Below are 26656 nucleotides of genomic sequence, written 5' to 3' on the forward strand. Positions count from 1 at the left end.
CAGGGAATCCAGCGAGGGGAAAAACATGCTTGAACATTTCACAGGGAAATATGAAATAAAAATTAAATTTCGCATTGATGATATCGCTAATTTTCGCAATACCCTTTTTAGTCTGCACCCTCAAGCTTTTGTCTTTGAAAATAAAGAACATGATGTTTATTACGATGACGCGGATAGTCGGCTACAACAGAAGAGCATCAGAATGCTGGTGCGCCGCATGGAACCTTCGGGAATTAAACTTTGGATTATTAAAGGGCCGTTAGTCGAGCGTCGAGAAGCGGTTAACGTTGAAGATTTTGAAAAGACAGACAGTATGCTTCAGACCTTAGGATATCAGCCGCTTTTTGCCATTCATAAAATACGCAGTATCTACTTTCTCAATGCCTTCCATATTACTGTTGATTATATTGAATCGCTTGGTTATTTTGTTGAAATATCAATGATGACCGACGACGAGACGCAGTTGAATACGCTCCGGGATCGGTGTATAGAATGTGCCTTACGTCTTCAGTTGTCATTAGATAATATTGAAGAGAAGTCCTATTGCCAATTATTAGGATTGAATTAATTGTTGTTTCTTAGTTATTGAAATGTTGTTTTATTGTTTTTTTTAAGCGTGGGGAAATAATGAATAAATCTATTTCAGGGATGCTGATTGCATTAGCTATGGCGTTTTCTTTATCCGTGTCAGGCAATGATGCAACGCATTATAAGGATGGCACTTATGTTGGGAAAGCGCAGGGCAAGGAAGCGGAAGTTGAGGTAGCGGTCAGTATTAAAGAAGGGAAAATTGTTAATGCGGAGGTACTCAAGCATGGTGATACCAAAGCGATGATGTTGATTGCGATAGATCAGATTGTGCCTGAGCTGATTGAAAAGCAGGATATTAATCAGGTTGATGCGGTCACGGGAGCCACGCTATCCAGCACGGGCGTGATTAACGCGGTGAAACAGGCGCTGGAACAGGCAAAAGTCACGCCATGATCGCTCCGGCTTGCTGGCTATCATCGTTGTTAAAGGATTTATTACTGAAGGATGAGTATTGTCGTGGAAAACCAACTGACTATTCTGCGTCATACGCCTTATTGGGTGTGGATCGTTTTGGGGTATCTGATTTATGCCGGAATAAAAGCCAGCCAGCCGAGACAGCAATCGCTTGCACGAATGCTGGTGGTGCCGGCTGTGTTCATGGTATGGGGTGTTAGCGCGATTTTTCATACGCCGCTGATCACGTTTGCGACGGTGGGGGGATTTCTGCTGACGTTGATTGTTGGGGTGGGAATAGGTTGGATATGGGGGAATAGCTCAGGCGCTTATCTGCCGCAATCGCGCGTTTTTCAGCGTAATGGCTCGTGGTGGCCGTTGGCCTTAATGCTGCTGACGTTTTGTTCTCGTTTTTATTTTTCCGTTCAACTGGCTCGTTTTCCCGCATTGGCGCATGATCCCGCATTTTGTTTGCTGTCTGGTGCAGCAAGTGGGATTACTGCGGGGATATTCAGCGGGGTTAGCCTGCGCTTGCTGGACCAGATGCGTAAAATAAAATCGTCCTTAATGTAAAGGAATACAAAACAGTGGGCCGCTTAAATCGCCTGTCAGACTTTGTCACAAAGCTTTTCTGTTGTCTCCGTGCGCGGGGGAGGGCGGTAAATTATAATGCCGACGCCTATCCCGTTCATTTAACAGAGTACTGTTTAAGTTATTGCCGAATGACTAAAAATTTTAAGCTTTCTCTTTGTGGCCTATTGATGCTGTCCACTCAGGTGGTGATGTTGCCTTCGGTTATGGCGAAGTCACCGACCTATTCCGTCGGCGCTACGCACCAGGAAATTGCTTCCGGTAGCGCCATGGTGGTGGATTTGCGTGATAACCACATTCTGTATTCCAGTAACCCCGATGTGGTGGTGCCGATTGCCTCCGTGACGAAATTGATGACGGCGCTGGTGGTGTTGGATGCCAATCAGCCGTTGGATGAGATCATTTCTGTGGATATCAGCCAGACGAAAGAAATGAAAGGCGTGTACTCGCGTGTGCGTCTCAACAGCGAGATCAGCCGCCGTGACATGTTGCAACTGGCGCTAATGTCATCGGAGAATCGCGCGGCTGCCAGTCTGGCGCACCACTATCCCGGCGGCTATCAGGCGTTTATCCGTGCGATGAACGCCAAAGCGCAGGCGCTGGGGATGACCCATACGCGTTATGTTGAGCCGACTGGGTTATCTATCCACAACGTCTCGACCGCCCGTGATTTAATCAAACTCCTGATTGCCAGTAAGCAATATCCACTGCTCAGTCAACTGAGCACCACGCGGGAGAAAACGGCGACGTTTTCTCATCCGACGTATAGCTTGCCGTTCAAAAACACCAATCATCTGATTTACAAGGCAGATTGGCACATTCAACTGACCAAAACGGGCTTCACGAATCAGGCTGGCCACTGTCTGGTGATGCGCACGATCATTAATCAGCGCCCGGTGGCGCTGGTGGTGTTGGATGCTTTCGGCAAGTATACGCACTTTGCAGACGCTAACCGACTGCGCAAATGGATGGAAACGGGCAAGGTAAGTGAGGTGCCTGCGGTTGCTTTGAACTATAAGAAACAGAAATCATTGGCTTACCGCCAACCACAGCGTATGGCGAATAACGTAGCCGAGTAGACCCGTACTCATGATTTGTCCGAGGTGATGGCCGGGTGGCGACATCATGGCGGTAGAGAACAAATCTGCCGCCTTTGGCGTCATTACGCGTGGGCGCGTAAATCTTCTATCACCTCACCCGCCTTTTTCACCTCTTCCTCATGTGCGGCTTCACGCCAGGTTTCCGCTAAGGCATCTGCTAGCCAGCGCTGCATGGCGGGCTGTGCTAATAGACGTGCGCCATAGGCAGCGGCTTGCGGAGAAACGGGAAGTTGATAAGTGTTGATACGGAAGACAACGGGCGCAAAAAAGGCGTCTACTGCCGTGAACGCGTTTCCTGCCAGAAATGGCCCGCCGAAGCGCGTCAAACCCTCCTGCCACAGCTCGCAAAGACGCTCAAGGTCGTTGCTGAGCGCCGGGGCGATAGCGTTCATTTTTACGCGCACGCCGCAGCTCATGGCGCAGTGATTACGCAACGCAGTAAAGCCGGAATGCATTTCCGCAGCGGCGCAGCGTGCCCAGGCGCGGGCGTTGGCATCGCGCGGCCACACGCCTTCATGTCGTTCGGCCAGATATTCGGTAATCGCCAATGAATCCCACACGGTAGTTTCGCCATCGATCAGGCAGGGAACTTTTGCCGTTGGCGAAAAAGCCTTAAATGCCGGTTGCTCGATGCCTGGAGCAAAGGCGACGAGTTGCTCTGTGAAAGGAATCGCCAGCGTTTTCAACAATACCCACGGACGCAATGACCAGGACGAATAGTTTTTATTAGCGATATACAATTGATACATATCTGATGCTCCTTATGCTGAGAGCATTACCATTAGCACGAAAGGCGGTGAAAATCACTCGGCATCTTGTCTCCTATTGAGATAGGCTCTAAGTCTATGGCAGTGATGAAAAAGGTGATCTATCAAGATGCGTCAGGCCACGATCACCTGCTGGCAATGCGCCTGTAGTAAAGATAGGGCCGCTTTTTCCGTGCTTAATGCATCGGTGATCACCATATCGATTTCTTGTACGGTGGCATAGACCACCCGACTGGTGACGCCGATCTTGCTGTGATCCGCGAGGATGATGCGTGTTCTGGCATATTGCACCATCGATCTGGCGATAGCGGCTTCATGGTGGGCAAAACTGGTGGCGCCGGAGGCCGCGTCAATCCCGACGGGAGAAAGTAGCGCGACATCGGCACGGTAGCGCGCCAGCTCGTTGAGCGTAATATCGCCGCTGGTGGCCTGTGCCGTCGCGCCCATATATCCGCCAAGAAGAATGACGCTATGCTGCGCCATCGACTCTGTCGCACTGAGCTTTTGGGCGACGGTGAGGCTATTGGTAATCACCGTCATTCCGGGCATAGAGAGCAGTTCGTCGGCGAGCAGCGCCGTGGTGCTGCCCGCATCGATAAACAACGTTTGCCCCGCTTTGAGTTGTTGCACGGCGACTTGAGCAATCGCCTGCTTTTCTTTCTCGCGCACGGCGCTACGAATAGACAATGGCGGTTCCGGCGCCAGCGTGGCGGCCACAATGCCGCCGTGAACGCGACGTAATACCCCTGCCGCCTCCAGTTTGAGAATATCGCGCCGGACGGTTTCGCGCGAAACCCCAAGGTGCTGAATGATTTTCTCAGTACTCACCCGGTTTAACGTCGAGAGCAACGCCTGAATGCGATGTAACCGCGTTTCTTCTAACATAGCTGTCCATTCATTGATGTTCTAATACCGATTACCGCGCTTGCCACTTCTCTGTCACCAGATGCAAAAGCAATGCGGTCATGGCCACGATACCCATAATACAGGTCGAAAAAGCCGCCGCCTGCGAGGTGAAACCGGCTTCATCTAATCGCATGACGGTGACGGCAGCCAAAGGCAACGATGGCGTGACCAAAAAAATGACCGCCGACAGTGTAACCATCGCGCGCATGAATAAAAACAGGGCGACCGAAATTAGCGTTACGCGCATCGCAGGGAGATAGACATCGCGCATAATACGCCCTACGCCGCCGCCTAAAACGGTCGTCGCGTCTTCCATCGCAGGCGGAACATGGCGTATTCCCATCATCATCGTGGTGTAGCCTTGTGTGTGATAATGGTAATAGTTGCAGAGTGCCACCAGCAGTGCCGATCCATACAGCATGCCCCAGGGGAGATCGGCCGTATTGAACGTGAATACGTAGGACAACCCCAACACCAGGCCTGGTACGGCCACCGGTAAGGCGCTAAGAAGCGCGGCGGCATTAGCCAACTTACCCGGTTGGCGATGAATGCCGAAGGTGAGCAGAAAGAGAAGCGCAGTACCAACCACCGCGGTCAGCGCCGATATCCAGATGGATGTCCACAGAGGCGCATAGCCTCCCGCGAGATCGATATTGTAATGTTTAAGCGTCAGATCCAATCGGTACGGCCACAGGCGAATCATGCTGGCGATAATGACGGTGCCGATCACGGCGACAATCATCAGTGCGATGGTCATGGTTGCCAGGTAGAACGACATGTCCCGCGTGCGCAGCGGTTGTGGCACGTGGGGGATCGCCGCCTGCGTCCCGATCGCTTTTTGCCGCTGGGTTGTCGCGCGTTCTATCCAGATCGCCGCTGCCGCAGGCAACAGCAGCAGAATCCCGACGACCGCCCCCATTCCGAATTTCATTTGGCCGCTGACCTGGCTGTAGATCTCGGTTGCCAGCACGGAGAAGTTGCCGCCGATCACCATGGCATTGCCGAAATCCGTGATGGTGATCGTAAAGACCACAAAGGCTGTACTCAGTAGTCCATAGCGCAGGCCGGGGAGCGTAATATCCAGGAATTGTCGCCAGTCAGACGCGCCAAGAACGTTCGCGGCTTCATACTGACGCGTATCGCTGTGGCGCAGGGTGGCTCGAATAATCAGGATCGCTTGCGGTAGCGCGTAAAGCACATTGGCGATTAATAACCCCCAGAAGCCATAAATCTCTAATCGCACGCCAAGCAGATTGCCGACGATACCGTTTCTCCCCAGTAGAAAAATCAAACCCAGCCCCAACACTAACGAGGGGGCGAGTATAGGCAACGAGGTCGCAAAGGCGATAAAGCGTTTTGCGGGCATCACGGTGCATTCCAATCCATAGGCGACAATAAATCCCAAAAATAGCGTCACCAGCGTGGTGATGACGCCAAGAATCAGGCTGTTGAGCGTCGCCTGCCAGATACCGGGCGAGTCCATCAGCGCCCGATAATTGGCGAGCCCAACACTGCCGTTTTGATCGTCCAACAGGCTATGCCAGACAATACTCAGCATCGGAATAGCAAAAAACATCAGTAACGTCAGCAGCGGGATCCACAGACATAGACCAGAAAGCCAGCGATCGCGAGACGTTTGCGGAGGAAGCATGGTCTGACTCATGGTTGCACCCAGGCGCAGTCTTCTGCACGAATAGAGAGATGGACAGGGTCGCCGATATGCCAGTGTCTGGTACTGCTGGTCTCGACCAGTAGCGGCTGCGATTTCCACATCACCTGCACGCGCTGGATACTGCCAAGGAAGCTGGTATTGATGACTCTTCCCGCTGCGCCTTCCGTTTTCTGTAGTGTGATCCTTTCTGGGCGAATAAATAATTCCGCGCCGTCCGGCGGTGCCGTTTCCTGCGGCGGAGAGAGCAGTTCCGGCATCAGCGTGCCGACAACGTCGCGCGACAACAGGTTACTGTGTCCCATAAATTCGGCGACGAAACGCGTGCGCGGTCGGGTATACAGTTCATACGGTGTCCCTTCCTGTACGATGCGGCCTGCTTGCATGCAAATGATTTTATCCGCCATGCTCATCGCTTCTTCCTGATCGTGCGTCACCATCAGGGTGGGAATGCCGAGTCGCTGTTGCACCTCGCGTAATTCCTGACGCAACCCGGCACGCACACGTGCATCCAGCGCCGACAGCGGTTCATCCAGCAATAGCAGCGCAGGGTTGACTGCCAAGGCCCGCGCGATAGCGACGCGCTGCTGCTGTCCGCCAGAAAGCTGAGTAGGGTAACGATCGCCAAATCCGCTGAGCCGCACGGTGTCCAGCAGGTCACTAACACGGGCCGCTATTTCTTCAGCGGGAACCCGGCGAATTTTTAGCCCATAGCCAATATTCTGCGCAATCGTCATATGAGGGAACAAGGAATAGGATTGGAAGACGATGCCAAATCCTCTCTCCTTGGCAGGAACATTGACCAGATCGCGATCGTCCAGCGTGATTTTCCCGCCATCGCAGCTGAGTAACCCGGCGATGATACGCAGCAATGTCGTTTTGCCACAGCCGCTGGGCCCAAGAAGACAGACGAACTCGGCATTTTCGATCGCTAAATTAATGCGGTCGAGTGCGACATACCCGTCAAAACTTTTGTAGAGATTGTGAATAACCAGTGCCATAACTATGCCCTTTAATCACGACTGCCGCCGGGGTCAGACAGGTTGGGCGGCAGCGTTTACTGCGAATACAGACCATTATCGGCCGATGGTTTTTTGCCAGGTTGTCAATGTCGCGTGGCGACTGTTGGCGCTTTGGGTGAAATCCACAGGGTAGAGCACCGATGAGAGGTCGGCGGGCAGCCCCGCCATTGTCGCGGCTTTAGACTGCGCAACGCCGGGGATTGTCACGATCTCTTTGTATTTGGTGTACAGCTCGGCAGCATGGCTAGACAGTGTCCAGTCAAGAAAGCGTTTGGCATCCGGTTTGTTCTTCGCTGAGGCCATCAGGGCGGAAGCCTCCAACTCATAGCCAGCGCCATCGTGCGGAATCACCATTTTGAGTGGGTAGCCTTCTTCAATCGACTGCATGGCGGCAAACGCTAACGATATGCCAATGGCATATTCGCCCGTCCGCGCCGCCTTGCAGGGACGCGAGCCCGACTTGGTGTATTGGGCGATATTGCCATCCAGTGATTTCAGAAATGCCCAACCGTCTTGTTCCCCTTTCGCTTGCAGCAATGCGGCGATTTGTAGATAACCCGTACCGGACGAGACAGGATTGGGCATCACAATTTCACCCTTATAGATTGGGTTAGTCAGATCTTGCCAGGAGGCAGGCACAGGAAGGTTTTTGGCTTTGAGCACTTCAGTGTTGACACAGAAGGCCGCCATGTAGCCGGTCGCCGCAAACCATTTATGATCCGCCGCCCGATAGCGTGCCGGGAGTTGCTCACTGCCTTTGGCATCATAGGGTTCCAGCAAGGCCGATATTCTCGGGTCCATCACGCTGGTTACCGCCCAACCCCAAATGACATCATGTTGCGGATTCTTGGATTCGGCCAGAATCCGTGGGCCAAGGTCGCCGGTGGACAAACGCAGCACATTAATTGTCAGGTCGGGTAAATCTTTTTTGGCCTGAGCGACATAATCTTTAATCTCGTCCTCTTCCAGTGAGGTATAGACCGTGATGGCGCCAGCATATGCGGCGGCGTTAAACAGTGTGGCACAGCTCAACACGGCGAGCAGGCTAATGCGGCAAAATAAAGAACGGTTCATACAGGTTCCCCTACGGTTGTGGAAATATGGGCATCGCTATTTTCCCCGCGGCGAACGTCAATAGCTCATGGTGTGCATTTTTGTGTTTATCGCGCGGCGTCTGACGAATTAGCACGAAGCATGCCAAAATCTTATCTGGTCAAATGTTGTGATTTATATTTTATATAAATCAATGCATTATTAATTTTATAGGTATGGTCTGAAGCAAATAGACCGCTAGCATAGACATGAAATTAATTTTTTATGACGCTTTTGTTGCACTTTTTTGGCATTCACGTGCATTAAAGAAGTGCATATTTTTGTATTTGTGTATTTTGTTGCTTTTGGTGTAGGGTAAGTATTATCTGAACCTGCGCGATGCGTTCCCTAGGTGCGACGTAGTCGGGCTACTATTTTTGTTACAGGAGTCATTATGGCGACACGATCTACCATCATGGATACCAACAGCTTTCGTACCGAGCATGCGCAGGCGCTGGATGCGGATACGCGCAGATTGACGGACAGGCGTTCCCAGGTGTTGGGGAACTCATACCGCTTGTTCTACCGTAACCCGGTACACCTGGTTCGCGGTGAGGGACAATATTTGTGGGATGCCGCGGGACATAAATACCTGGATGTCTACAACAATGTCGCCAGCATCGGACACTGCCACCCCGCAGTCATCGATGCCGTGCATCAGCAAATGTGTTTACTGAATACCCATACCCGCTATTTGCACGAACGCATTCTGGATTATTCGGCGGATATTCTCAGCACCGTACCGGCCGAGATTAATAAGGCGATGTACATGTGTACCGGCTCGGAAGCCAACGATCTGGCGATTCGCGTAGCGCGTGCCTACAGCGGCGGAACGGGAATTATTGTCAGCCGCGAGGCGTACCACGGAACCAGCGAATTAACTTCTGGCGCGTCGCCCGCGCTTGGCAGTGGGCAGCCGCTGGCGGCGACCACGCGGCTTGTGCCAGCGCCCGATCGCTATCGCGTCAATGCGCCGGATTTGGGCACCTGGTTCGCGCAGCAAATCCAGATACAAATTGATGATATGGCCGCGAACGGCATTAAATTCGCTGGTTTTCTGGCGGATTCTATTTTTTCTTCCGATGGCGTACTACCTGGCCCCGCAGGCTATCTGCAACCCGCGATAGAAGTGGTGCATGCCAATGGCGGGATCTTCATCGCGGATGAGGTTCAGCCGGGGTTTGCCCGTACTGGCGAACATTTCTGGGGGTTTGGCCGTCATGGCATTGTGCCTGATGTGGTGACGTTAGGTAAACCGATGGGGAATGGCATACCGGTATCGGCGCTGTTAGCGAAAGACGATGTGCTAGCGGCGTTCAGCGATGAAATTCCCTATTTCAATACCTTTGGTGGTAACCCGGTATCGATAGCGGCCGCACAGGCGGTGCTCAACGTGATTCGAGAGGAAGGTTTACAGGAACATAGTCGAGTGGTGGGCGAACAATTAACGCGCGAACTGGCGCGCCTTGCCGAGCGCCACGCGTGTGTCGGCGATGTACGCGGCGCGGGCCTGTTCATCGGGTTTGAACTGGTCAGCGACCGCGAAACCAAAACGCCGGATAAAGCGCTGGCGTTGGATGTGGTCGAGCAACTTCGGGCCGATCATGTCCTTACGTCAGTGGCTGGCCCGCACGGCAATGTGTTGAAGCTGCGTCCGCCGCTGGCGTTTCAGGCACAGGATATCGACTGGCTTGTCGGCGCGCTCGACCGAGCACTGAGCCTGCTTTCACCTCAGCGTTAACATCCCCCTTATATATGCAGGCGTCGGCCGTTGTCTGACGTCTGCACGCAGCTAACTTTCCCCCAATCGCACGGATTGCATGGCAATGTGGCGTGTCGCTCGGCATTATTCTTACGGTTTTGATGCAATGAAACTGTAATCAATGCACTATATTACGCGCAGTGTATTTGAGTGCGTCGGTGCGGCAACCACTATGGATAGCCTTTTCGCAGGGTAGGGCAAGGCGTTCCTCGCCTTGCCAGAGAAAGGATGCGGCCGTCGGAATTTTTAACCTGTCCTGTGCTCCAGCGCTCGGTTCTAATTTGCGCGGAGATCTGGATTGATTGGGTCTATATAACGAATGAAATGGTTGATTTCACTGACGATGGCAATAGGACTTGCCTGTAATCCGCTAGCGGCGCAGGAATTGTCACCTGTGCCGACCTCTTTATCCCCCTCACATTCGCAGCGCGATGCCTTTGTTACCGATCTCCTGAAGAAAATGACGCTGGAAGAGAAGGTCGGTCAGCTCCGATTAATCAGTGTCGGGGCTGATAATCCGAAAGCCGCCATCCGGGAGATGATCAAAAACGGCCAGGTCGGCGCGATTTTTAATACGGTAACTCGCCCGGATATTCGCGCTATGCAGGATCAGGTGATGCAACTCAGCCGCCTGAAGATCCCGTTGTTTTTCGCCTATGACGTGGTGCATGGGCAGCGTACCATTTTCCCGATTGCGTTGGGGCTGGCGTCGAGCTGGGACATGGCTGCGATTGAAAAAAGCGCACGCGTGGCGGCGTATGAAGCGACGGAAGACGGCCTGAATATGACCTGGGCGCCGATGGTGGATATCACGCGCGATCCGCGCTGGGGCCGGGTGTCGGAAGGCTTCGGGGAAGACACCTGGCTGACAAGTAAAATCGCCGGCGTGGTCGTGAAAGCCTTTCAGGGAGATGATGTCACCGGCCGTCATTCGCTGATGACCAGTGTAAAACATTACGCGCTCTATGGCGCGGTTGAAGGCGGACGCGATTATAACACGGTGGACATGAGCCCTCAGCGTATGTTCCAGGACTATATGCCGCCCTATAAAGCAGCGATTGACGCGGGCAGCGGCGGCGTGATGGTGGCGCTGAATTCCATTAACGGCACGCCCGCCACCGCCAATAGCTGGTTGCTGAAAGATGTTCTGCGTGATAACTGGCATTTCAAGGGGATTACGATTACCGACCATGGTGCAATCAAAGAGCTAATTAAACATGGCGTCGCCAGCGGTCCGCGTGATGCTTCGCGTTTGGCGATCAAATCGGGTATCGGGATGAGCATGAGCGACGAGTATTTTGCGCGCTACCTGCCCGAACTGGTGAAAAGCGGTGCAGTGAGCCCGCAGGAAATCGATGATGCCTGCCGTCAGGTGCTGAACGTAAAATACGATATGGGGCTGTTTGCCGATCCTTATCGCCACCTGGGACCAGTAGGTTCCGATCCGGTGGACACCAATGCAGAAAGTCGGTTACATCGGCTGGAGGCGCGTGATGTGGCGCGGAAAAGTCTGGTGTTGTTGAAAAACCGCCTGCAAACGCTGCCGCTGAAAAAGCAGGGGACGATTGCCGTCGTCGGGCCATTGGCTGACAGCCAGCGCGATACCATGGGAAGCTGGTCTGCCGCGGGTGTGGCAAAACAAACGATTACCGTTTATCAGGGGCTGAAGAATGCCGTCGGCGATAAAGCCACCATCCTCTACGCCAAAGGCGCCAATGTCAGTAATCATAAAGGCATTATCGACTTCCTCAATCAATATGAAACGGCTGTGCAGGTGGATAAACGTCCACCACAGGTGATGATCGATGAAGCCGTGGCGGTCGCGCAGAAGGCTGATGTCGTGGTGGCGGTGGTCGGCGAAGCCGCCGGGATGGCGCATGAAGCCTCCAGTCGTTCTAATATCGACTTGCCGCAAAGCCAGCGCGATTTGATTGCGGCGCTGAAAGCCACGGGAAAACCGCTGGTCTTGGTGCTGATGAATGGTCGCCCTTTGGCGCTAGTGCATGAAGATCAACAGGCCGATGCGTTACTGGAAACCTGGTTCAGCGGCACGGAAGGCGGCAACGCCATTGCCGACGTATTATTCGGCGACTATAACCCGTCCGGCAAGCTACCCATGTCTTTCCCGCGTTCCGTCGGTCAGATTCCTATCTACTATAACCATTTGCCGACCGGTCGACCTTATACGCCGGAAAACCCCGGTAAATATACCTCTCATTATTATGATGAGGCCAACGGGCCGCTTTATCCGTTTGGTTACGGCCTGAGCTACACGACATTCAGCGTCTCAGACGTGCGTTTGTCCAGTCAGACCATGAAGCGTAACGGCACAATCAATGCCAGCGTGACGGTAAAAAACACCGGTAAGCGTGCTGGTGAAACTGTCGTGCAGCTCTACTTGCACGATGTCGTTGCCTCCATCAGTCGTCCAGTGAAAGAACTGCGCGGTTTCGAGAAAGTCATGCTACAGCCAGGGGAGTCTCGCACGGTGACCTTCACGCTTAACCAGGACGCGTTGAAATTTTACAATGCCCGCATGCAGCAGGTTGTCGAGCCGGGTAAATTCGACGTGATGATTGGTTTGGATTCGCAACGCGTGAAGCATGGCAGTTTTACCCTGCTATAATTTCACACGGTTTTCGTTCTACGTTACTACAACAACCTTCGCCCGCTGCCATCATACCGGCGGCGGGGTAATGTGGAGAGTGATTAGCAGATTATCGCAGGTGAACGGTCTCACGATCGTCATTAACGCGCTGGCAGGAACCCCTTAACCTGAATGCACGATGATAATGTAACCGACCAACATCATGCCGGAAATGCCTCCTAAAGCGAGTATGGCAAAGAGGCCGATAATACCGAGTTTTTGCAGCGTCATCAGGTTATCCTTTTGTTAATTGCTTAGGATTATAATGCCTTCCATCAATGAAACAAGGTGGAATAGGGCGCTTATGTTTCAACCTTGTCACCGCAGTAATAACAGCAGACCAAAAAAAATCAGAATGACACCGGCTCCGCGTTCAATTGACTGAAGCCAACGGGTTACAACTGTGTGGCTGCTGGGGATCGATAAGAATCATCTCGCCGACGCGTAGCGTATAGCGGGTGTGACGGTAGTGGCACTGCGTCTCACCTTCCATGATGGCCCCAATCGAGAATTGAGCATGGCTGTGAGTCTTATAAGCAATGATGGCTATGGTACGTGCTTCGGAGCTCAACATGCGGTAAGTGTGGCGAAAACCAGTACGATTGATCAGTCGAGCGGATCATAATTTATCGACGATATGGTGGCTGTGCATGAAAATTAGGCGTTACCTTAATTGCTGCAAGGACGATTGTCGAGACCGGCATCACCCGTGATAACGGCTGACGTCGTTGGGCGTCTGTGGGACAATAGCCGCCAGGTTACGCAGATACAGAGTGAGCATGACGCTGTCCCCCGCAATAAAATTGCAGATTGGTCAATGGTATAAGGCCCTGCAAACGCAAATCCCGGATTTTATTTCTCGCGCGCCGCAGCGACAAATGATTGCCGCCGTGGCGAAAACGTTGGCTGGTGATTACCCGCGCCATCTCGCTATCGAAGCACCAACCGGCGTCGGTAAAACGCTCTCTTACCTGATTCCGGGGATTGCCGTGGGGCGGGCAGAAGAGAAAACGCTGGTGGTCAGTACGGCAAATGTGGCGTTGCAAGATCAGATTTACAGTAAAGATTTGCCGCTACTGCAAAAAGTTATCCCCGAATTAACATTCACTGCCGCATTTGGGCGTCGTCGATATCTGTGTCCGCGCAATTTAGCCATGCTGGCGACCGATCCCGACGCGCAAGGGGATTTGCCGCTCTTTCTCGATGATGAACGGGTATCCGCTAATAACGAGGAAAAACGCATCTGCGTGCGGCTGGAAAAAGCGTTACAACGTCGTGAATGGGATGGGCTGCGCGATCATTACCAGGAGACGATTGACGACAGCTTATGGTCGAAATTGTGTACTGATAAAGCGAATTGTCTTGCGCACAATTGTCCTTACTATCGCGAATGTCCTTTCTTCATCGCGCGACGTGAGATCGAACAGGCCGATGTGGTCGTCACCAATCATGCGCTGGTGATGGCGGCAATGGAGAGTGAATCGGTGCTGCCAGCGCCTAAGAACCTCCTGCTCGTGCTCGATGAAGGGCACCATATTCCCGACGTTGCCCGCGATACGCTGGAGATGTCCGGTGACATTCATCCCGCCTATGTCATGACGCAACTCGAACAAGCGGTACAGCTTATCGGGCAATGTATGGCGCAATTCGCGCCTAAATCGCCGCCGCGGCTCGCGAACAGCGAACGGTTAATCGGCCATTGTGAGGAGATCCGTGAGTGCATATTGTCCTTTTCACAAATGTGCGGATTATTTTTACCGTCTGACGGAGTGGAAACCGAATACCGGTTTGCAATGGGCAAGATGCCGGATGATATGCATGAGCTCTGCGCGCGGTTGTTCAAGTTGACTGACACGCTTCGGGCATTAGTGGAATTTATGCTCAACGATCTCAGCGAAAAAACCGGAAAGCATGATGTCGCGCGGCTCTACCACCTGTTGCTGAAAATGAGTCGTCAACTGGGCTACCTCGAATCGATGAGTAAACTGTGGCGGCTAGCGGCGATGGAAAAATCCTCCAATGCGCCAGTGTCGAAATGGATCACGCAGGAAATGCGCGACAACCATCCGCATCTTCATTTGCATTGCGCGGGAATACGCGTCTGCGATCAGCTTGAAAGACTGCTATGGAGTAAGGTGTCGCATGTCGTGGTGACCTCGGCGACGTTGCGCTCGCTCAATAGCTTTGCACGTATCCAGGAACTTTCCGGCCTGAGTGAGGAGGAAGGGGACACGTTTATCGCCTTGGATTCGCCGTTTAATCATCGTGAGCAGGGGCGTCTGGTTATCCCGAAAATGCGCTATGAACCGGTTATGGCGTTTGAAGCGCAGCATATTGCGGAAATGGCGCAGTTTTTTCGGGCAGAATTAAAGCAGGCTAAGCATAAGGGAATACTGATGCTCTTTGCCAGCCAGCGAGCTATGCAGCTTTTTTTAACACAGGTCAGCGATTTACGCTTGATGCTTTTGGTTCAGGGCGATAAGCCACGCTACCGGTTGGTTGAGTTGCATCGTCAACGCGTACAGGAAGGGCAGACCAGCGTGCTGATCGGGTTACAATCCTTTGCCGAAGGGCTGGATCTGAAAGGAGAACTGCTTTCGCAGGTACATATCCATAAAATTGCGTTTCCCCCCATCGACAGCCCGGTGATTCTGACGGAAGGCGAATGGCTAAAAAGCCTCAAACGCCACCCGTTTATCGTACAAAGTTTGCCCAGTGCTTCATTTAACCTTATCCAACAGGTCGGCCGTTTAATACGCAGCCATGACTGCTTCGGTGAAATCGTTATTTACGATAGGCGACTGTTGACCAAAGGCTATGGTGCGCAGTTGCTGGCGGCGCTTCCCGTTTTCCCGATAGAACAGCGGGAAATAACGTAACGCATCTCCGTCCGAAGAATAACGGGGCAATTACCCCCTATTTAGCGCTATATTTTTTTAATCTTATTTGTTAGATTTTCCTTGTGACAGTAGGATGCTGTAAATAGGATTGACACCAAGTTTGGTTATGCCGCCTTTTTTATCCACCAGGGAGAGGTATTATGTCGCATCACAATATTGATAATATAAAACACATTGTTTTTCAATGTGTTATTTCGGTAATTATCCGTCAATTTCACTATTTATATTATTGCCGCCAATAAAATAGCTCGATATTTATTATTCAATAATAACGAATAGGGTGGATGCGATAGCCAATTATTTTCTGCGATAAAAAATTGGAACAATATTATTAAACCAGGAAACGGTTATCCCGCTATCGTATTTTATGGTACGCAATTGCAATATCGCCATTGCATGAAGGGATTCAGGATTCTGATCATCCCGATCAGACTTATGGAGAAGAAAAGATGGCTTTACAAGATAAAGATAAGGATACCGCCGTACCTGCATTGCATGCCAGCGGTTCGGGGTATCGTGACGTATATGATTTGTATTATTACCATGCCCGCGGCGACGGCCAGATTAATGGCAAACCATCGTTCACCAGCGAGCAGGCCGCGCACGAAATTGTGCGCGATGGCCTGACCTGGAATGGGGCTAATGTCTTTGGTCAACCTGCCCATCTGACCTATTCGTTCTTACAGAACGTGCGATCGATTCCTTCCGGCGATCAGGGCTTTATGAAATTCAGCCCCGCTCAGGAGCATCAGGCTAAGCTGTCTCTGCAATCGTGGGCGGACGTCGCCAATATCACCTTTACTCAGGTGAGCCCTGATCAAAATGCGACGATCACCTTTGGTAACTACACGCGTGATTCCAGTGGCCGGATGGACTATGACACTCAGGCTTACGCCTATATGCCTGGCGAGCACCCGGCATCGGGTAGTGCGTGGTTTAACTACAATTCCGATACCGTGCGTGACCCGACGACGGAATACGGTAAGCAGACGCTGACGCATGAAATCGGGCATACGCTCGGCCTGAATCACCCTGGTGACTACAATGCGGGCGAAGGTAACCCGTCCTACCGTGATGTCACCTATGCAGAGGATACACGCCAATTCAGCCTGATGAGCTATTGGAGTGAGCAAAATACCGGGGGCGATTTCCAGTGGCACTATGCCGCAGGCCCGCTGATTGATGACATTGCGGCGATCCAAACGCTTTATGGCGCCAATATGAACACGCGTACCGATGATACGGTTTACGGGTTCCATTCCAATACCGATCGTGATTTCTACTCTGCGAGCAGTAACAGCGACAAACTGATCTTTTCCGTTTGGGATGCTGGCGGCAATGATACGTTTGATTTCTCTGGTTACAGGGACGATCAGCGCATCAACCTGAATGAAGGGGGGTTCTCTGATGTCGGTGGCCTGAAAGGCAATGTGTCCATCGCTCATGGGGTGACGATAGAAAACGCGATAGGCGGTTCTGGCAACGATATTATTATCGGCAATGAGGCGAATAATATTTTGCAAGGCGGCGCGGGGGACGATGTCATTTACGGCGGCGGGGGAGCCGATACGCTGACGGGGGGGGCGGGGCGCGATATTTTCGTTTACGCCAGTGCGAGCGATTCCTCCTATACCTCCGGTTATGACACCATCACGGATTTTGAACGCGGTATCGACAAAATCGATCTGTCCGCGCTGAATCAGACAGGGGATTTACAGTTTGTTGATACGTTTACCGGGCAGCACAATGAAGCATTGCTCGACTGGGACGCCGGTAACAATGTGACTAACCTGTGGCTGAATTTTGCCGGTCAGACCACGCCAGACTTTGTGGTGCACATTGTCGGCCAGCCTTCCGCGGCGACCGATTTTATCGTGTAAGACAGTTAAGACAGTAAGGACGGGGTACCCCGTCCTTTTTCGATCATCAACCTGGAGCCACTATGAAAACGTTAATCATCGCGGCGATGTTAAGTGCAATAAGCGGAGGAGCTATGGCAAGTAGTTTGAAATTGCCTTCAGCCAATGAACTGAGCGGCGAGTGGCAGTTGCGTAGTGAAGAGCAACAGTGCGAGATTGTGCTACGCGATACACGGCTAGCCGAAGGTATCTGGCGTCTTGAAGGTGATGCACATTGTTTAAATGCGTTGTTCGCCTCTGTACCCGTGGGTTGGCGGCCAGCGCCGGACGGTATCACGTTGACGAGAGAGCATGGTCAGTCGGTGGCATTCTTTAGCAAGGAAAAAGAGGGCTATATTCACCGGCTACCAGAGGGGCGTATTTATATTATGCTCAAACAGCGCTGAAAGGAGAGACACTCGCAGTGAGTCAACTTTCCAATCAGGCGCATTCGTGGTTGAGTATATTACGGCCATTTCGGCGCAGCATGTGGAGCATCGGGGTTTTCAGCGCCATTGTGAATTTACTGATGTTGTCGCCGTCTCTTTATATGCTTCAGGTTTACGATCGTGTTCTGGCCTCGGGGAACGAAACGACGCTGTTGATGCTTACCTTGTTGATGGCTGGGGTCGCGCTCTTTCTGGCGGCGTTAGAGTGGGTAAGGAGTCTGGTCGTTGTCAGACTCGGCACACGACTCGATCTGCAATGGAACCAACGGGTATTCAACGCCACATTTGAGCGCAATCTGGCCGCGGGCGAGGCAAGCGCCGCTCAGGCGCTGAATGACCTCACACAATTACGGCAGTTTATTACCGGCAACTCGCTGTTTGCCTTCTTCGATCTTCCCTGGTTTCCTTTCTTTTTATTAGTGTTATTTCTGATTCACCCGATGCTCGGCCTGCTGGCTCTGGGGGGAACGATCGTACTGGTGTTGTTGGCGTGGTTAAATCAGTTTCTCACCACGTCGTCTTTGGCCGCGGCTAACCATGAGGCCTTACAGGCTACCCAGCTTGCGGATACGCAGTTGCGTAATGCGGAAGTTATTGAATCAATGGGAATGTTACCTGATTTACGCCGCCGCTGGCTGGGACAACACTACCGATTCATTACGCTACAAAACCAAGCGAGTGAACGCGCCGCCGTTATTGGCGCGGCGTCAAAACATGCTCGCATCTTACTGCAATCGCTGATGCTTGGCGTGGGTGCCATGTTAGCGATAAAAGGGGAGATTACGCCGGGGATGATGATCGCAGGGTCCATTCTGGTGGGGCGCGTGCTCAGTCCTATTGACCAACTGATCGGTATTTGGAAACCATTGAGCAGTGCGCGACAAGCCTGGCATAGATTGAACCGCATGATGACAGCCTATCCGCCCAGATCTGAGGTCATGGCGTTGCCTGCGCCACTCGGCCAACTCAGCGTTGAGCATGTAGTGTTGCAGACGCCGCAAGGCAGGATTCGGTTGCAGGACATTCACTTTTCGCTTCAGGCAGGCGAAACGCTGGCGATTTTGGGGGCTTCGGGTTCCGGTAAATCCACATTGGCGCGTTTACTCGTTGCAACCCAAGCCCCGACGCGCGGCAAAGTGAGGCTGGATGGCGCCGATCTCAGCCAGATCGATAAAGCCGTATTTGGCCCGGCTATGGGCTACTTGCCACAAGACGTACAACTCTTTAAAGGCACGTTGGCAGAGAATATTTGTCGCTTTGGCGAACACAATGCGGAAAAAATTGTGGCGGCAGCGCAACTGGCGGGCGTACACGACATGATTTTAAGCCAGCCACAAGGGTATGACACGCCGCTTGGCGCTGACGGCAACGGGTTGTCGGGCGGGCAGCGTCAGCGCATTGCCCTGGCGCGAGCGGTATATGGCGATCCCTGCCTGCTGGTGCTCGATGAGCCTAATGCCAGCCTGGATAACGACGGTGAATTGGCCCTTGCACAGGCGATATCTCATCTCCAAAGACGGGGAGCGACGGTGATTCTCATTACGCATCGACCGGCACTGACCACGCTAGCGCATAAGATCTTGGTGCTCAATCAGGGGCGGCAACAGCGCTTCGGGCCTGCACGCGATGTTCTGAGCGAGTTGCAACCGCGCCGTGCCGCGAATCCGATGCCAATGGTGCCGTCTGCCGCCGCGCGGCAGTAAGTGATAAGAACAAGGAAGAACATGTCTGCATCTGAAATAAGTGAAGAGAGAATGAGGCAGATGGCGCAGCATGAGGAAAAGCGCGCCGTGAAGCTGGGATGGGGGCTGGTACTTGTCGGCTTCGGCGGATTTCTTCTATGGTCACTCTGTGCGCCGCTGGATAAGGGCGTCATGGTGAATGGCAGCGTGGTGATTTCCGGCAATCGTAAGGTCGTACAGCATAATTTGGGCGGTATGGTCGATCGCATTCGCGTGCGAGAGGGCGACAGGGTTGATGCAGGGCAGGTTTTATTAACGTTGAATGAGGTTGATGCGCGTTCAGCGAGTGAAGGGCTGGATGCGCAATATCTTCAGTTGGCGGCGCGGGAAGGGCGCTTGCTCGCCGAGCAGCAGCATCGTAGTGACATGGTAATGACGCCTCGTCTGCATTCGCTCGCAGATAGGCCGGAAATGCGAGCGATCTCGGCAGTACAGCAAGATTTACTGCGTAGCCGTCGGCAGTCATTCAATCTTGAAGCGGATGGCATGCGTTCGGGCATTGCGGGTCTTGAGGCATCGCTGAGCGCGCAGCGTCAGGTGATGTCCAGTAAGCAGAAACAACAAGCAATGCTGGCTCAACAGGTGCAAGGACTACGTTCGCTGGCAGCGGAAAACTATGTACCACGCAACAAGATGTTAGAGAATGAACGCCTGTTGGCGCAGCTTAATGGCGATATCGCGCAATTGACGGGAGACATGCAGCGTATCCGGCGCGACATTGAGCAACAAACCTTACTCATCGCCCAGCGCCAGCAGGAATACGACAAAGAGGTGAATAGTGAGTTGGCAGACGTCCGGGCTTTGCTGAGTGAGGTGGTCAGTAAGAAGGAAAAAGCCGATTTCGATTTGGCGCATGTTCAGATGCGCGCTCCCGTTTCCGGTACGGTAGTCGCGCTGAATGTGTTTACGCCAGGCGAAGTGATCGCGCCTGGACAGACGCTACTGGAGATCGTGCCGGACAATCAACCGCTATTGGTCGATGCGCGTCTTCCCGTTGAACTGGTGGATAAGGTCTGGCCGGGTCTCCCCGTTGAGCTTCAGTTCGTCGCCTTTAACCAGCGCACAACGCCGCGCGTGGCGGGAACCGTCTCACTGGTATCCGCCGATCGCCTGTTGGATGTGCGAGATGGCTCCCCGTATTACAGTTTGCGTGTGCGGGTGGATGATGAAGGGATACGTGCGCTTGAAGGGTTGGAAATCAAACCCGGCATGCCGGTACAGGGGTTTGTGCGTACCGGAGAACGTACGTTCGTCAATTATCTTTTCAAGCCGCTGATGGATCGCCTGCATCTGGCACTAACGGAAGAGTAATCATGCAACGGATAGCGATAGGGTTGTTATTAGGGCTGTTTTCTGCCTGCGCTAACGCGTTAGGGCTGCTTGAGGCCTGGGAATTGGTACTGCGAAACGATGCCCAGTTTCGTGCGGCGACGTTTGAGTATAGGGCGGGGCGTGAAGAGGCGTCCATCGGACGAGCCGGTTTGTTACCCACTCTCCAGTATGGCTACAGCGTGAATCGCAGCCACTCTAAAGTGACTCAAGCAGAGCGTTTGCGCGATAACACCGTAAAGCGCGATTATGACAGCTATACGTCAACGCTATCATTGCGCCAGCCGTTACTGGATTATGCGGCCTGGGCTCGCTATCAGCAGGGGATCGCCCGCACGCTGATGGCCGATCGGCGTTTTCGCGATCGTACTCAGGAACTGATGGTACGGCTGTATAATGCCTGGAGCAGCGCGTTGCTGGCCCAGGAAAAACTGCAATTGCTGGATGCACAGCGGCGTGCTTATCAGGAACAATTGGCGCTGAATAAACGCCTTTTGCAGGCGGGGGAAGGCACGCTGACGGATGTACGGGAAACGGCAGCGCGTTTTACGCTGATCGACGCGCAGCGTATCGAACAGCAGGACAATCTGGATGCGGCGATTACCGATCTGGAAAACATGACTGGCACGAGGATAGAGATAACGGCGTTACCTCCGCTGAGGCTGATTCAACCGCTCTCAGCAACCTCTGGCAAGATGACATTGGCGCAGTGGCGCGCTCTTACCGTGCGACACAACGCTACGTTGGCGATGCGGCGTGAAGAACTGACGGTCAGTCGCTACGAGATGGAACGCTATCGTGCCGGACACTTGCCTACGCTGTCGCTGGTGGCATCATCGCGCAATAGCCGCTCAGAAAGTGAATATAATTATAATCAGAAATACGACACGCAGAGCGTCGGTTTGCAGTTGAATGTCCCACTCTATGCCGGTGGTTCCGTTTCGGCCTCGGTGAGGCAGGCGGCTGCGGAATATCAGCAGCGTCAGGCGGAACTCGATGATCATACCAAGCGAACGCTGGCGGAATTGAAAAAGTATTACAACTTATTCAACAATGGCGCCGCGAAAATCAGCGCCTGGCAAATGACGACTGCGGCGGCGCGGGACGCGGTCACCGCGACGCGATTAAGCGTGGCGGGCGGTGAACGTATCAACCTGGATATTCTGCTGGCGGAACAGGCGTGGTATAACGCGCGGCGAGAGCTAGCGGAAGCTAAATACAGTTGGCTTCAGGCGGGGTTATTACTGCGTTATACGGCAGGGACGCTCGACGAGAACGATATTCTGGAACTGGCTGCCTGGTTTCAGCCCGCGGCGACGGTTTACGATGCCGATCCGGCACAAGAGTAATTTCCTCTGTGTCAGAGTGACCCGGAAATCGCTAAACATGTTATTTTCGTCGGTAAGCGTTTTACTGTGTCGCGGTAAACAAGGGGCCAGCATGGATTACACTAAAATTATCAAAGACGTCGGACGCGGGAAAAATCATGCGCGAGACATCGATCAGGCAACCGCGTATGCGCTGTATAGCGCGATGTTGCGTGGTGACGTACCGGATCTGGAACTTGGCGGGTTATTGATAGCATTTCGCATCAAGGGTGAGTCTGACGCTGAGATGCTGGGTTTTTACCAGGCGATGGACGAACAGGTACTGCGTCTGCATCCTCCCGAAGGCCTGCCTATGCCCATCGTGATCCCTAGCTACAATGGGGCACGCAAGCTGGCTAATCTGACACCGTTGCTCGCGCTACTACTGGCTAAGTTGGGTTTTCCCGTGCTAGTCCATGGCGTAAGCGACGATCCGACCCGTGTTACCAGCGCGGAGATTTTGCGTCACCTCGGGGTGACCATTGCGGAGAATGCCGCGCAGGCCCAGCAGGAATTGGATAACGGTAGCCCGGTATTTATGCCCATTTCGCTCCTGTGTCCGTCTATCGATCGCCAATTGCAGCTTCGCTGGCGTATGGGCGTGCGTAATAGCAGTCATACCCTGGCGAAAGTGGCGACGCCGTTTGGTGAAAGTGAAGCGCTACGTATCGCCAGCGTTTCCCACCCTGAGTACGTCACCCGTGTGGGAACCTTTTTTAACGATATTCATGGGCGGGCGTTATTGATGCATGGTACGGAGGGAGAGGTTTATGCCAATCCGCAACGCTGTCCGGAAATGCATTTTATCCACCAGCAACAAACCAAAGTGCTGCAACTGCGTCAGGATATTTCCGTCGCGCCCGATGCTTTACCGATAGCCAGAGATGCTATTACCACCGCGCGCTGGACGGTACAGTGTCTGGCTGGCGAAATTGCTATCCCGCAGGCGATACGTCTGCAACTGGCGTGCTGTTTGGTGGCCGCCGGTGAGGTTGCGACCATGGAACAGGCTGTCGCCACGATTAAAAAACGCCTCGGTTGAGCGGACGCCGGGCTGGACGCCATTTATCCCCCACTTCATACCGCCGGACGGCAGTTATTAAACGAGAGAAGGAATAACATGCAACAGGTAGTGGATTATTTTGATGCCCTGAATCGCGATTATCTCGCGGTTCATCAGGCGAAAGAAGAACTCTTTTGGCAACAGTATATGGGGATTGGCGATGGTACGGTGGCTGAGCGTTTCTCCGATGCTGAACGTGCCTACAAGCGCTTTATTGCGCAGCCACAGCGCCTGGCTGAAATAAGATCTCATCTTGCGACGCTCAAAAATAGTCCACAAGATGAACAACAGCAGGCGTTGTTACATGGCTTACAAGGCTGGTACCGTTTTTTTGACTGCAATGTGATTGAAGATCCACAGGCTCAGGTTCTGATGGACGAGATTATCGCGGCGGAAAATGCGCTGTACGCCAAGCGTCAATCCTATGAAATGACGCACCTGAACGCCAGAGGCGAGCGGGTGTCCGCATCGCTTGGCGAGTTGCTGACCAATCAGGCGACGAATGATGTCGAAGCCTATCGCCAGAGTTCCCATCAGGCACTGCGCGCGTTGGAACAGTGGCTATTGCAGAACGGTTTTCCTGAGCTCATTGCGTTGCGTAATCGCTTTGCGCGACAGATGGGTTATCGCAACTATTTTGACTACAAGGTCAATAAAACGGAGCGGATGACGCCGGAACAGCTTTTTGCCATCCTCGATTCTTTCGAAGAACAAACGCGTGAAGCGACTATTCGCAGTTTGAAGAATTTGGCTTCCGACAAGGGCGAGGATGCGCTGCAACCGTGGAATATCCGCTATGCCAGCGCTGGGGATGTGACACGCCAGCTCGATCCTTACTTCCCCTTTTCTGCCTCGTTGGAACGCTGGATTAACAGTTTTAAGCGCCTGCATATTGGGTTTAACGGCGCGCAGTTGCAGCTCGATTTGCTGGTGCGGAAAGGGAAGTATGAAAATGGCTTTATGCATGGTCCGGTGCCGCCGTTTATGCAGCAGGGTAAATGGGTTCCCGCGCGGATTAATTTTACCAGTCTGGCAAAACCAGATCAGGTGGGCAGCGGCGCCAGCGGTATTAATACGTTGTTTCATGAAGGCGGGCATGCGGCGCATTTTGCCAATATTCGACAGAATGCCCCGTGCTTCTCGCAGGAATTTCCACCGACCTCAATGGCCTATGCTGAAACGCAGTCGATGTTTTGCGACAGCCTGTTAGGTGACGCCGACTGGCTAAAACGCTATGCGACAAACGCACAGGGAGAAACGATCCCTGACGCATTAATCCAGGCGAATATCCGTACTCAGCAGCCGATGCGCGCTTTCAATGAGCGACACATCCTATTAGTGCCGTACTTTGAGTGGCAGCTCTATTCATGGGATGATGCGGCGCTTACGCCGGATGCGATTACCGCACTAGCGCGGGACACCGAGCAGCGCATTTTAGGTATTAGCGGTAGCCCTCGCCCGACGTTGGCGATCCCGCATCTGCTGTCTATGGAATCGGCATGTTCATATCAAGGCTATCTGCTGGCGCTGATGGCGGTGGAACAGACGCGGCGCTATTTTCTGCAACGCGACGGGTATTTGACGGACAATCCCGCCATTGGCCCCGATCTGGCTCGATACTATTGGTCGCCGGGCAATAGCGTAAGCCATGACGATACGCTGCGTAGTTTGACTGGCGAAGGGTTTAACCCAGCCTATCTGGCGCAGGCCTGCAATCTAACGGTGGAAGAAGCCTGGCAGCAGGCGCAGAGCACGATTGCGCAGGCGATGCGTCGCCCTCAGCCTGAAGCGGATTTCGACCTGGATGCGCATATTCGTGTGGTCGATGGACATCGCGTGCTGGCGGATAATGCGCAGGGGGATCGGAAGATGTGTCAGGATTTCGCGGCGTTTATTGAACGAGAATATCCACGTTCAGAAGTATAATCGCTTACAAACATAGCAAGTAAGAAGGAGGGGGCGAAAGCCCCCTTGTCGATCAGGATACGTGTTGCAGGAATTCACGTAGGCGGTCGCTAGGCGGATTGGTAATCAGCGTTTCTGGGTCGCCGTCCTCCGCGATGCGGCCTTTGTCAATAAAGATGAGACGGGAAGCCACCTTATGGGCGAAGCCCACCTCATGAGTGACGATCACCATCGTCATACCTTCCTCGGCCAGATCTTTCATTACGGTTAGCACTTCATGGCGAAGTTCCGGGTCGAGTGCGGAGGTCGGCTCGTCAAATAACATCAGTTTTGGCTTAACCGCGAGCGCGCGCGCAATAGCGACACGCTGCTGTTGCCCTCCGGACAGCTCAGAAGGGTAGTGATTCGCGCGTTCTGACAGGCCGACTTTCGCCAGTAACTCCAGAGCCAGCTTATCGGCGTCTGCTTTACTCGCGCCGCGTACCCGAATCGGCCCAAAAGCGACGTTTTCCAACGCGGTAAGGTGCGGAAACAGATAAAACTGTTGGAATACCATCCCTGCTTCCTGGCGGATCAACCGTTCATCTACATTGGGATCGTTTACTTTGAGTCCATCAACAATTAATTCGCCGCTGGTAATTTCTTCCAATTTATTTATGCAACGCAGCAGCGTGGACTTACCTGAGCCTGACGGCCCGATGATGACCACGACTTCACCCTGACCGATGGTGAGGTCAATATTATGCAAGACCTGCGTTTTGCCAAAGTGTTTGGATACGTTTTTGAATTCAATCATATAATCTTAAGTCTTCTTTCCAGACGACGCAGAATGAAGCTGAGGATCAGCGTGATGCACAGGTAAATAACGGCAACCGCAGACCAGATTTCCAGCGCACGAAAGTTGCCCGCAATGATTTCTTGTCCTGAGCGTGTCAGTTCAGCGACACCGATAACGATGAATAATGATGTATCTTTGATACTGATAATCCACTGGTTACCCAACGGCGGCAGCATCCGGCGCAGAGCAAGCGGCGCGATGACATAGCGTAATGTCGCACGGCGTGACAGCCCTAACGCTAAACCCGCCTCGCGAAAGCCGTTGTGAATCGACAATACTGAACCACGGGTAATTTCTGCAATGTACGCGCCAGAATTGATCATGATGGTTACCACGGCAGCGGCAAACGGGTCAATTCTTATGGAGGTGAAAATCATCGGCAGGGCGAAGTAAATAAACATCACCTGCACAACTATCGGCGTGCCACGAATAATTTCTATGAAAACGAGTGAGACACGGCTGGAAAACCAACCGCCGTAGGCGCGGGCAAAACCCGCAGCTACGCCTATTATCAGGCCGCCAAGTAGCCCCAGAACAGAAATCAACAACGTCATTTTTGCCCCCTCCATAAGAAGGGGCAGAGAAGGCCAGATGGCGCTCCAATCAAACTGCATGGAATATCTCC

At 52.9% G+C, this 26656-nt stretch carries 22 protein-coding genes; 14 read left to right on the plus strand and 8 right to left on the minus strand.

Going from position 1 to position 26656, the window contains the following annotated elements:
• Nucleotides 1-25: 25 nt before the first annotated feature.
• From cyaB to pbpG, 4 genes are all read left to right on the plus strand, one after another.
• The gene (cyaB, locus tag RFN81_RS06790; RefSeq protein ID WP_264498360.1) at nucleotides 26-568 is read left to right on the plus strand and encodes a class IV adenylate cyclase; all 543 of its coding nucleotides are present in this window, start codon (nucleotides 26-28) and stop codon (nucleotides 566-568) included.
• A gap of 59 nt (nucleotides 569-627) precedes the next feature.
• On the plus strand, nucleotides 628-984 hold the full coding sequence (locus RFN81_RS06795) for an FMN-binding protein (RefSeq protein ID WP_264498361.1): 357 nt from the start codon (nucleotides 628-630) through the stop codon (nucleotides 982-984).
• Between the two features lie 63 nt (nucleotides 985-1047).
• Nucleotides 1048-1557 carry a DUF6622 family protein gene (locus RFN81_RS06800; RefSeq protein WP_319800202.1) on the plus strand — a complete coding sequence of 170 codons (510 nt, stop codon included), beginning with the start codon at nucleotides 1048-1050 and terminating at the stop codon, nucleotides 1555-1557.
• Nucleotides 1558-1706: 149 nt separating this feature from the next.
• Nucleotides 1707-2654, plus strand: coding sequence for a D-alanyl-D-alanine endopeptidase (gene pbpG, locus RFN81_RS06805; protein ID WP_264498363.1), 948 nt, complete (start codon nucleotides 1707-1709; stop codon nucleotides 2652-2654).
• An 83-nt stretch (nucleotides 2655-2737) separates the two neighbouring features.
• Here pbpG and RFN81_RS06810 read toward each other — a convergent pair whose 3' ends face one another.
• The 5 genes from RFN81_RS06810 to RFN81_RS06830 form a co-directional block, all read right to left on the minus strand.
• Complete coding sequence (locus RFN81_RS06810) at nucleotides 2738-3424, minus strand: glutathione S-transferase family protein (protein ID WP_264498364.1); 687 nt, start codon at nucleotides 3422-3424, stop codon at nucleotides 2738-2740.
• 132 nt (nucleotides 3425-3556) lie between these two features.
• Nucleotides 3557-4327 carry a DeoR/GlpR family DNA-binding transcription regulator gene (locus RFN81_RS06815; RefSeq protein ID WP_264498365.1) on the minus strand — a complete coding sequence of 257 codons (771 nt, stop codon included), beginning with the start codon at nucleotides 4325-4327 and terminating at the stop codon, nucleotides 3557-3559.
• 31 nt (nucleotides 4328-4358) lie between these two features.
• Entirely contained in the window at nucleotides 4359-6011 is a 1653-nt protein-coding gene (locus RFN81_RS06820) for an ABC transporter permease subunit (protein ID WP_264498366.1), read from the minus strand.
• Complete coding sequence (locus RFN81_RS06825; protein WP_264498367.1) at nucleotides 6008-7018, minus strand: ABC transporter ATP-binding protein; 1011 nt, start codon at nucleotides 7016-7018, stop codon at nucleotides 6008-6010. The genes RFN81_RS06820 and RFN81_RS06825 overlap by 4 nt, the downstream gene beginning before the upstream one ends.
• A gap of 75 nt (nucleotides 7019-7093) precedes the next feature.
• Nucleotides 7094-8113: an ABC transporter substrate-binding protein gene (locus RFN81_RS06830; protein WP_264498368.1), complete on the minus strand. Its 1020-nt coding sequence runs from the start codon at nucleotides 8111-8113 to the stop codon at nucleotides 7094-7096.
• Nucleotides 8114-8525: 412 nt separating this feature from the next.
• Between RFN81_RS06830 and RFN81_RS06835 the strand changes: the two genes are divergently transcribed.
• Together RFN81_RS06835 and bglX are read left to right on the plus strand one after the other, a co-directional pair.
• Nucleotides 8526-9872, plus strand: a complete 1347-nt coding sequence (locus RFN81_RS06835; protein ID WP_264498369.1) for an aspartate aminotransferase family protein — start codon at nucleotides 8526-8528, stop codon at nucleotides 9870-9872.
• 340 nt (nucleotides 9873-10212) lie between these two features.
• Nucleotides 10213-12519 (plus strand): beta-glucosidase BglX, encoded by a 2307-nt coding sequence (gene bglX, locus RFN81_RS06840; RefSeq protein WP_264498370.1) that lies wholly within the window; start codon nucleotides 10213-10215, stop codon nucleotides 12517-12519.
• A gap of 394 nt (nucleotides 12520-12913) precedes the next feature.
• On the opposite strand, the gene RFN81_RS06850 is transcribed toward bglX, so the two are convergent.
• Nucleotides 12914-13033, minus strand: coding sequence for an AraC family ligand binding domain-containing protein (locus RFN81_RS06850; RefSeq protein ID WP_264498372.1), 120 nt, complete (start codon nucleotides 13031-13033; stop codon nucleotides 12914-12916).
• 286 nt (nucleotides 13034-13319) lie between these two features.
• Here RFN81_RS06850 and dinG point away from each other — a divergent pair, with 286 nt between their 5' ends.
• The 8 genes from dinG (at nucleotide 13320) to RFN81_RS06890 (ending at nucleotide 25214) form a co-directional block, all read left to right on the plus strand.
• Nucleotides 13320-15419, plus strand: a complete 2100-nt coding sequence (gene dinG / locus RFN81_RS06855; protein ID WP_264498373.1) for an ATP-dependent DNA helicase DinG — start codon at nucleotides 13320-13322, stop codon at nucleotides 15417-15419.
• A 470-nt stretch (nucleotides 15420-15889) separates the two neighbouring features.
• On the plus strand, nucleotides 15890-17320 hold the full coding sequence (locus RFN81_RS06860) for a serralysin family metalloprotease (RefSeq protein ID WP_264498374.1): 1431 nt from the start codon (nucleotides 15890-15892) through the stop codon (nucleotides 17318-17320).
• 113 nt (nucleotides 17321-17433) lie between these two features.
• A complete protein-coding gene (locus tag RFN81_RS06865; RefSeq protein ID WP_264498375.1) occupies nucleotides 17434-17745 on the plus strand; it encodes a protease inhibitor Inh/omp19 family protein in 312 nt (103 codons plus the stop codon).
• 17 nt (nucleotides 17746-17762) lie between these two features.
• A complete protein-coding gene (locus tag RFN81_RS06870; protein ID WP_264498376.1) occupies nucleotides 17763-19490 on the plus strand; it encodes a type I secretion system permease/ATPase in 1728 nt (575 codons plus the stop codon).
• 21 nt (nucleotides 19491-19511) lie between these two features.
• Nucleotides 19512-20840 carry an HlyD family type I secretion periplasmic adaptor subunit gene (locus tag RFN81_RS06875; protein WP_264498377.1) on the plus strand — a complete coding sequence of 443 codons (1329 nt, stop codon included), beginning with the start codon at nucleotides 19512-19514 and terminating at the stop codon, nucleotides 20838-20840.
• Nucleotides 20841-20842: 2 nt separating this feature from the next.
• Nucleotides 20843-22207: a TolC family outer membrane protein gene (locus tag RFN81_RS06880; RefSeq protein ID WP_264498378.1), complete on the plus strand. Its 1365-nt coding sequence runs from the start codon at nucleotides 20843-20845 to the stop codon at nucleotides 22205-22207.
• A 91-nt stretch (nucleotides 22208-22298) separates the two neighbouring features.
• Nucleotides 22299-23267 carry a DNA-binding protein YbiB gene (gene ybiB, locus RFN81_RS06885; RefSeq protein ID WP_264498379.1) on the plus strand — a complete coding sequence of 323 codons (969 nt, stop codon included), beginning with the start codon at nucleotides 22299-22301 and terminating at the stop codon, nucleotides 23265-23267.
• Between the two features lie 78 nt (nucleotides 23268-23345).
• Nucleotides 23346-25214: a M3 family metallopeptidase gene (locus RFN81_RS06890; protein ID WP_264498380.1), complete on the plus strand. Its 1869-nt coding sequence runs from the start codon at nucleotides 23346-23348 to the stop codon at nucleotides 25212-25214.
• Between the two features lie 52 nt (nucleotides 25215-25266).
• On the opposite strand, the gene glnQ is transcribed toward RFN81_RS06890, so the two are convergent.
• Together glnQ and glnP are read right to left on the minus strand one after the other, a co-directional pair.
• Entirely contained in the window at nucleotides 25267-25989 is a 723-nt protein-coding gene (gene glnQ, locus RFN81_RS06895) for a glutamine ABC transporter ATP-binding protein GlnQ (RefSeq protein ID WP_264498381.1), read from the minus strand.
• Nucleotides 25986-26645, minus strand: coding sequence for a glutamine ABC transporter permease GlnP (gene glnP / locus RFN81_RS06900; protein WP_264498382.1), 660 nt, complete (start codon nucleotides 26643-26645; stop codon nucleotides 25986-25988). Before glnP ends, glnQ begins: the two co-directional genes overlap by 4 nt.
• Nucleotides 26646-26656: the final 11 nt, after the last annotated feature.

Source organism: Pectobacterium cacticida (assembly GCF_036885195.1).
In the GTDB taxonomy this organism is placed as follows: domain Bacteria; phylum Pseudomonadota; class Gammaproteobacteria; order Enterobacterales; family Enterobacteriaceae; genus Pectobacterium; species Pectobacterium cacticida.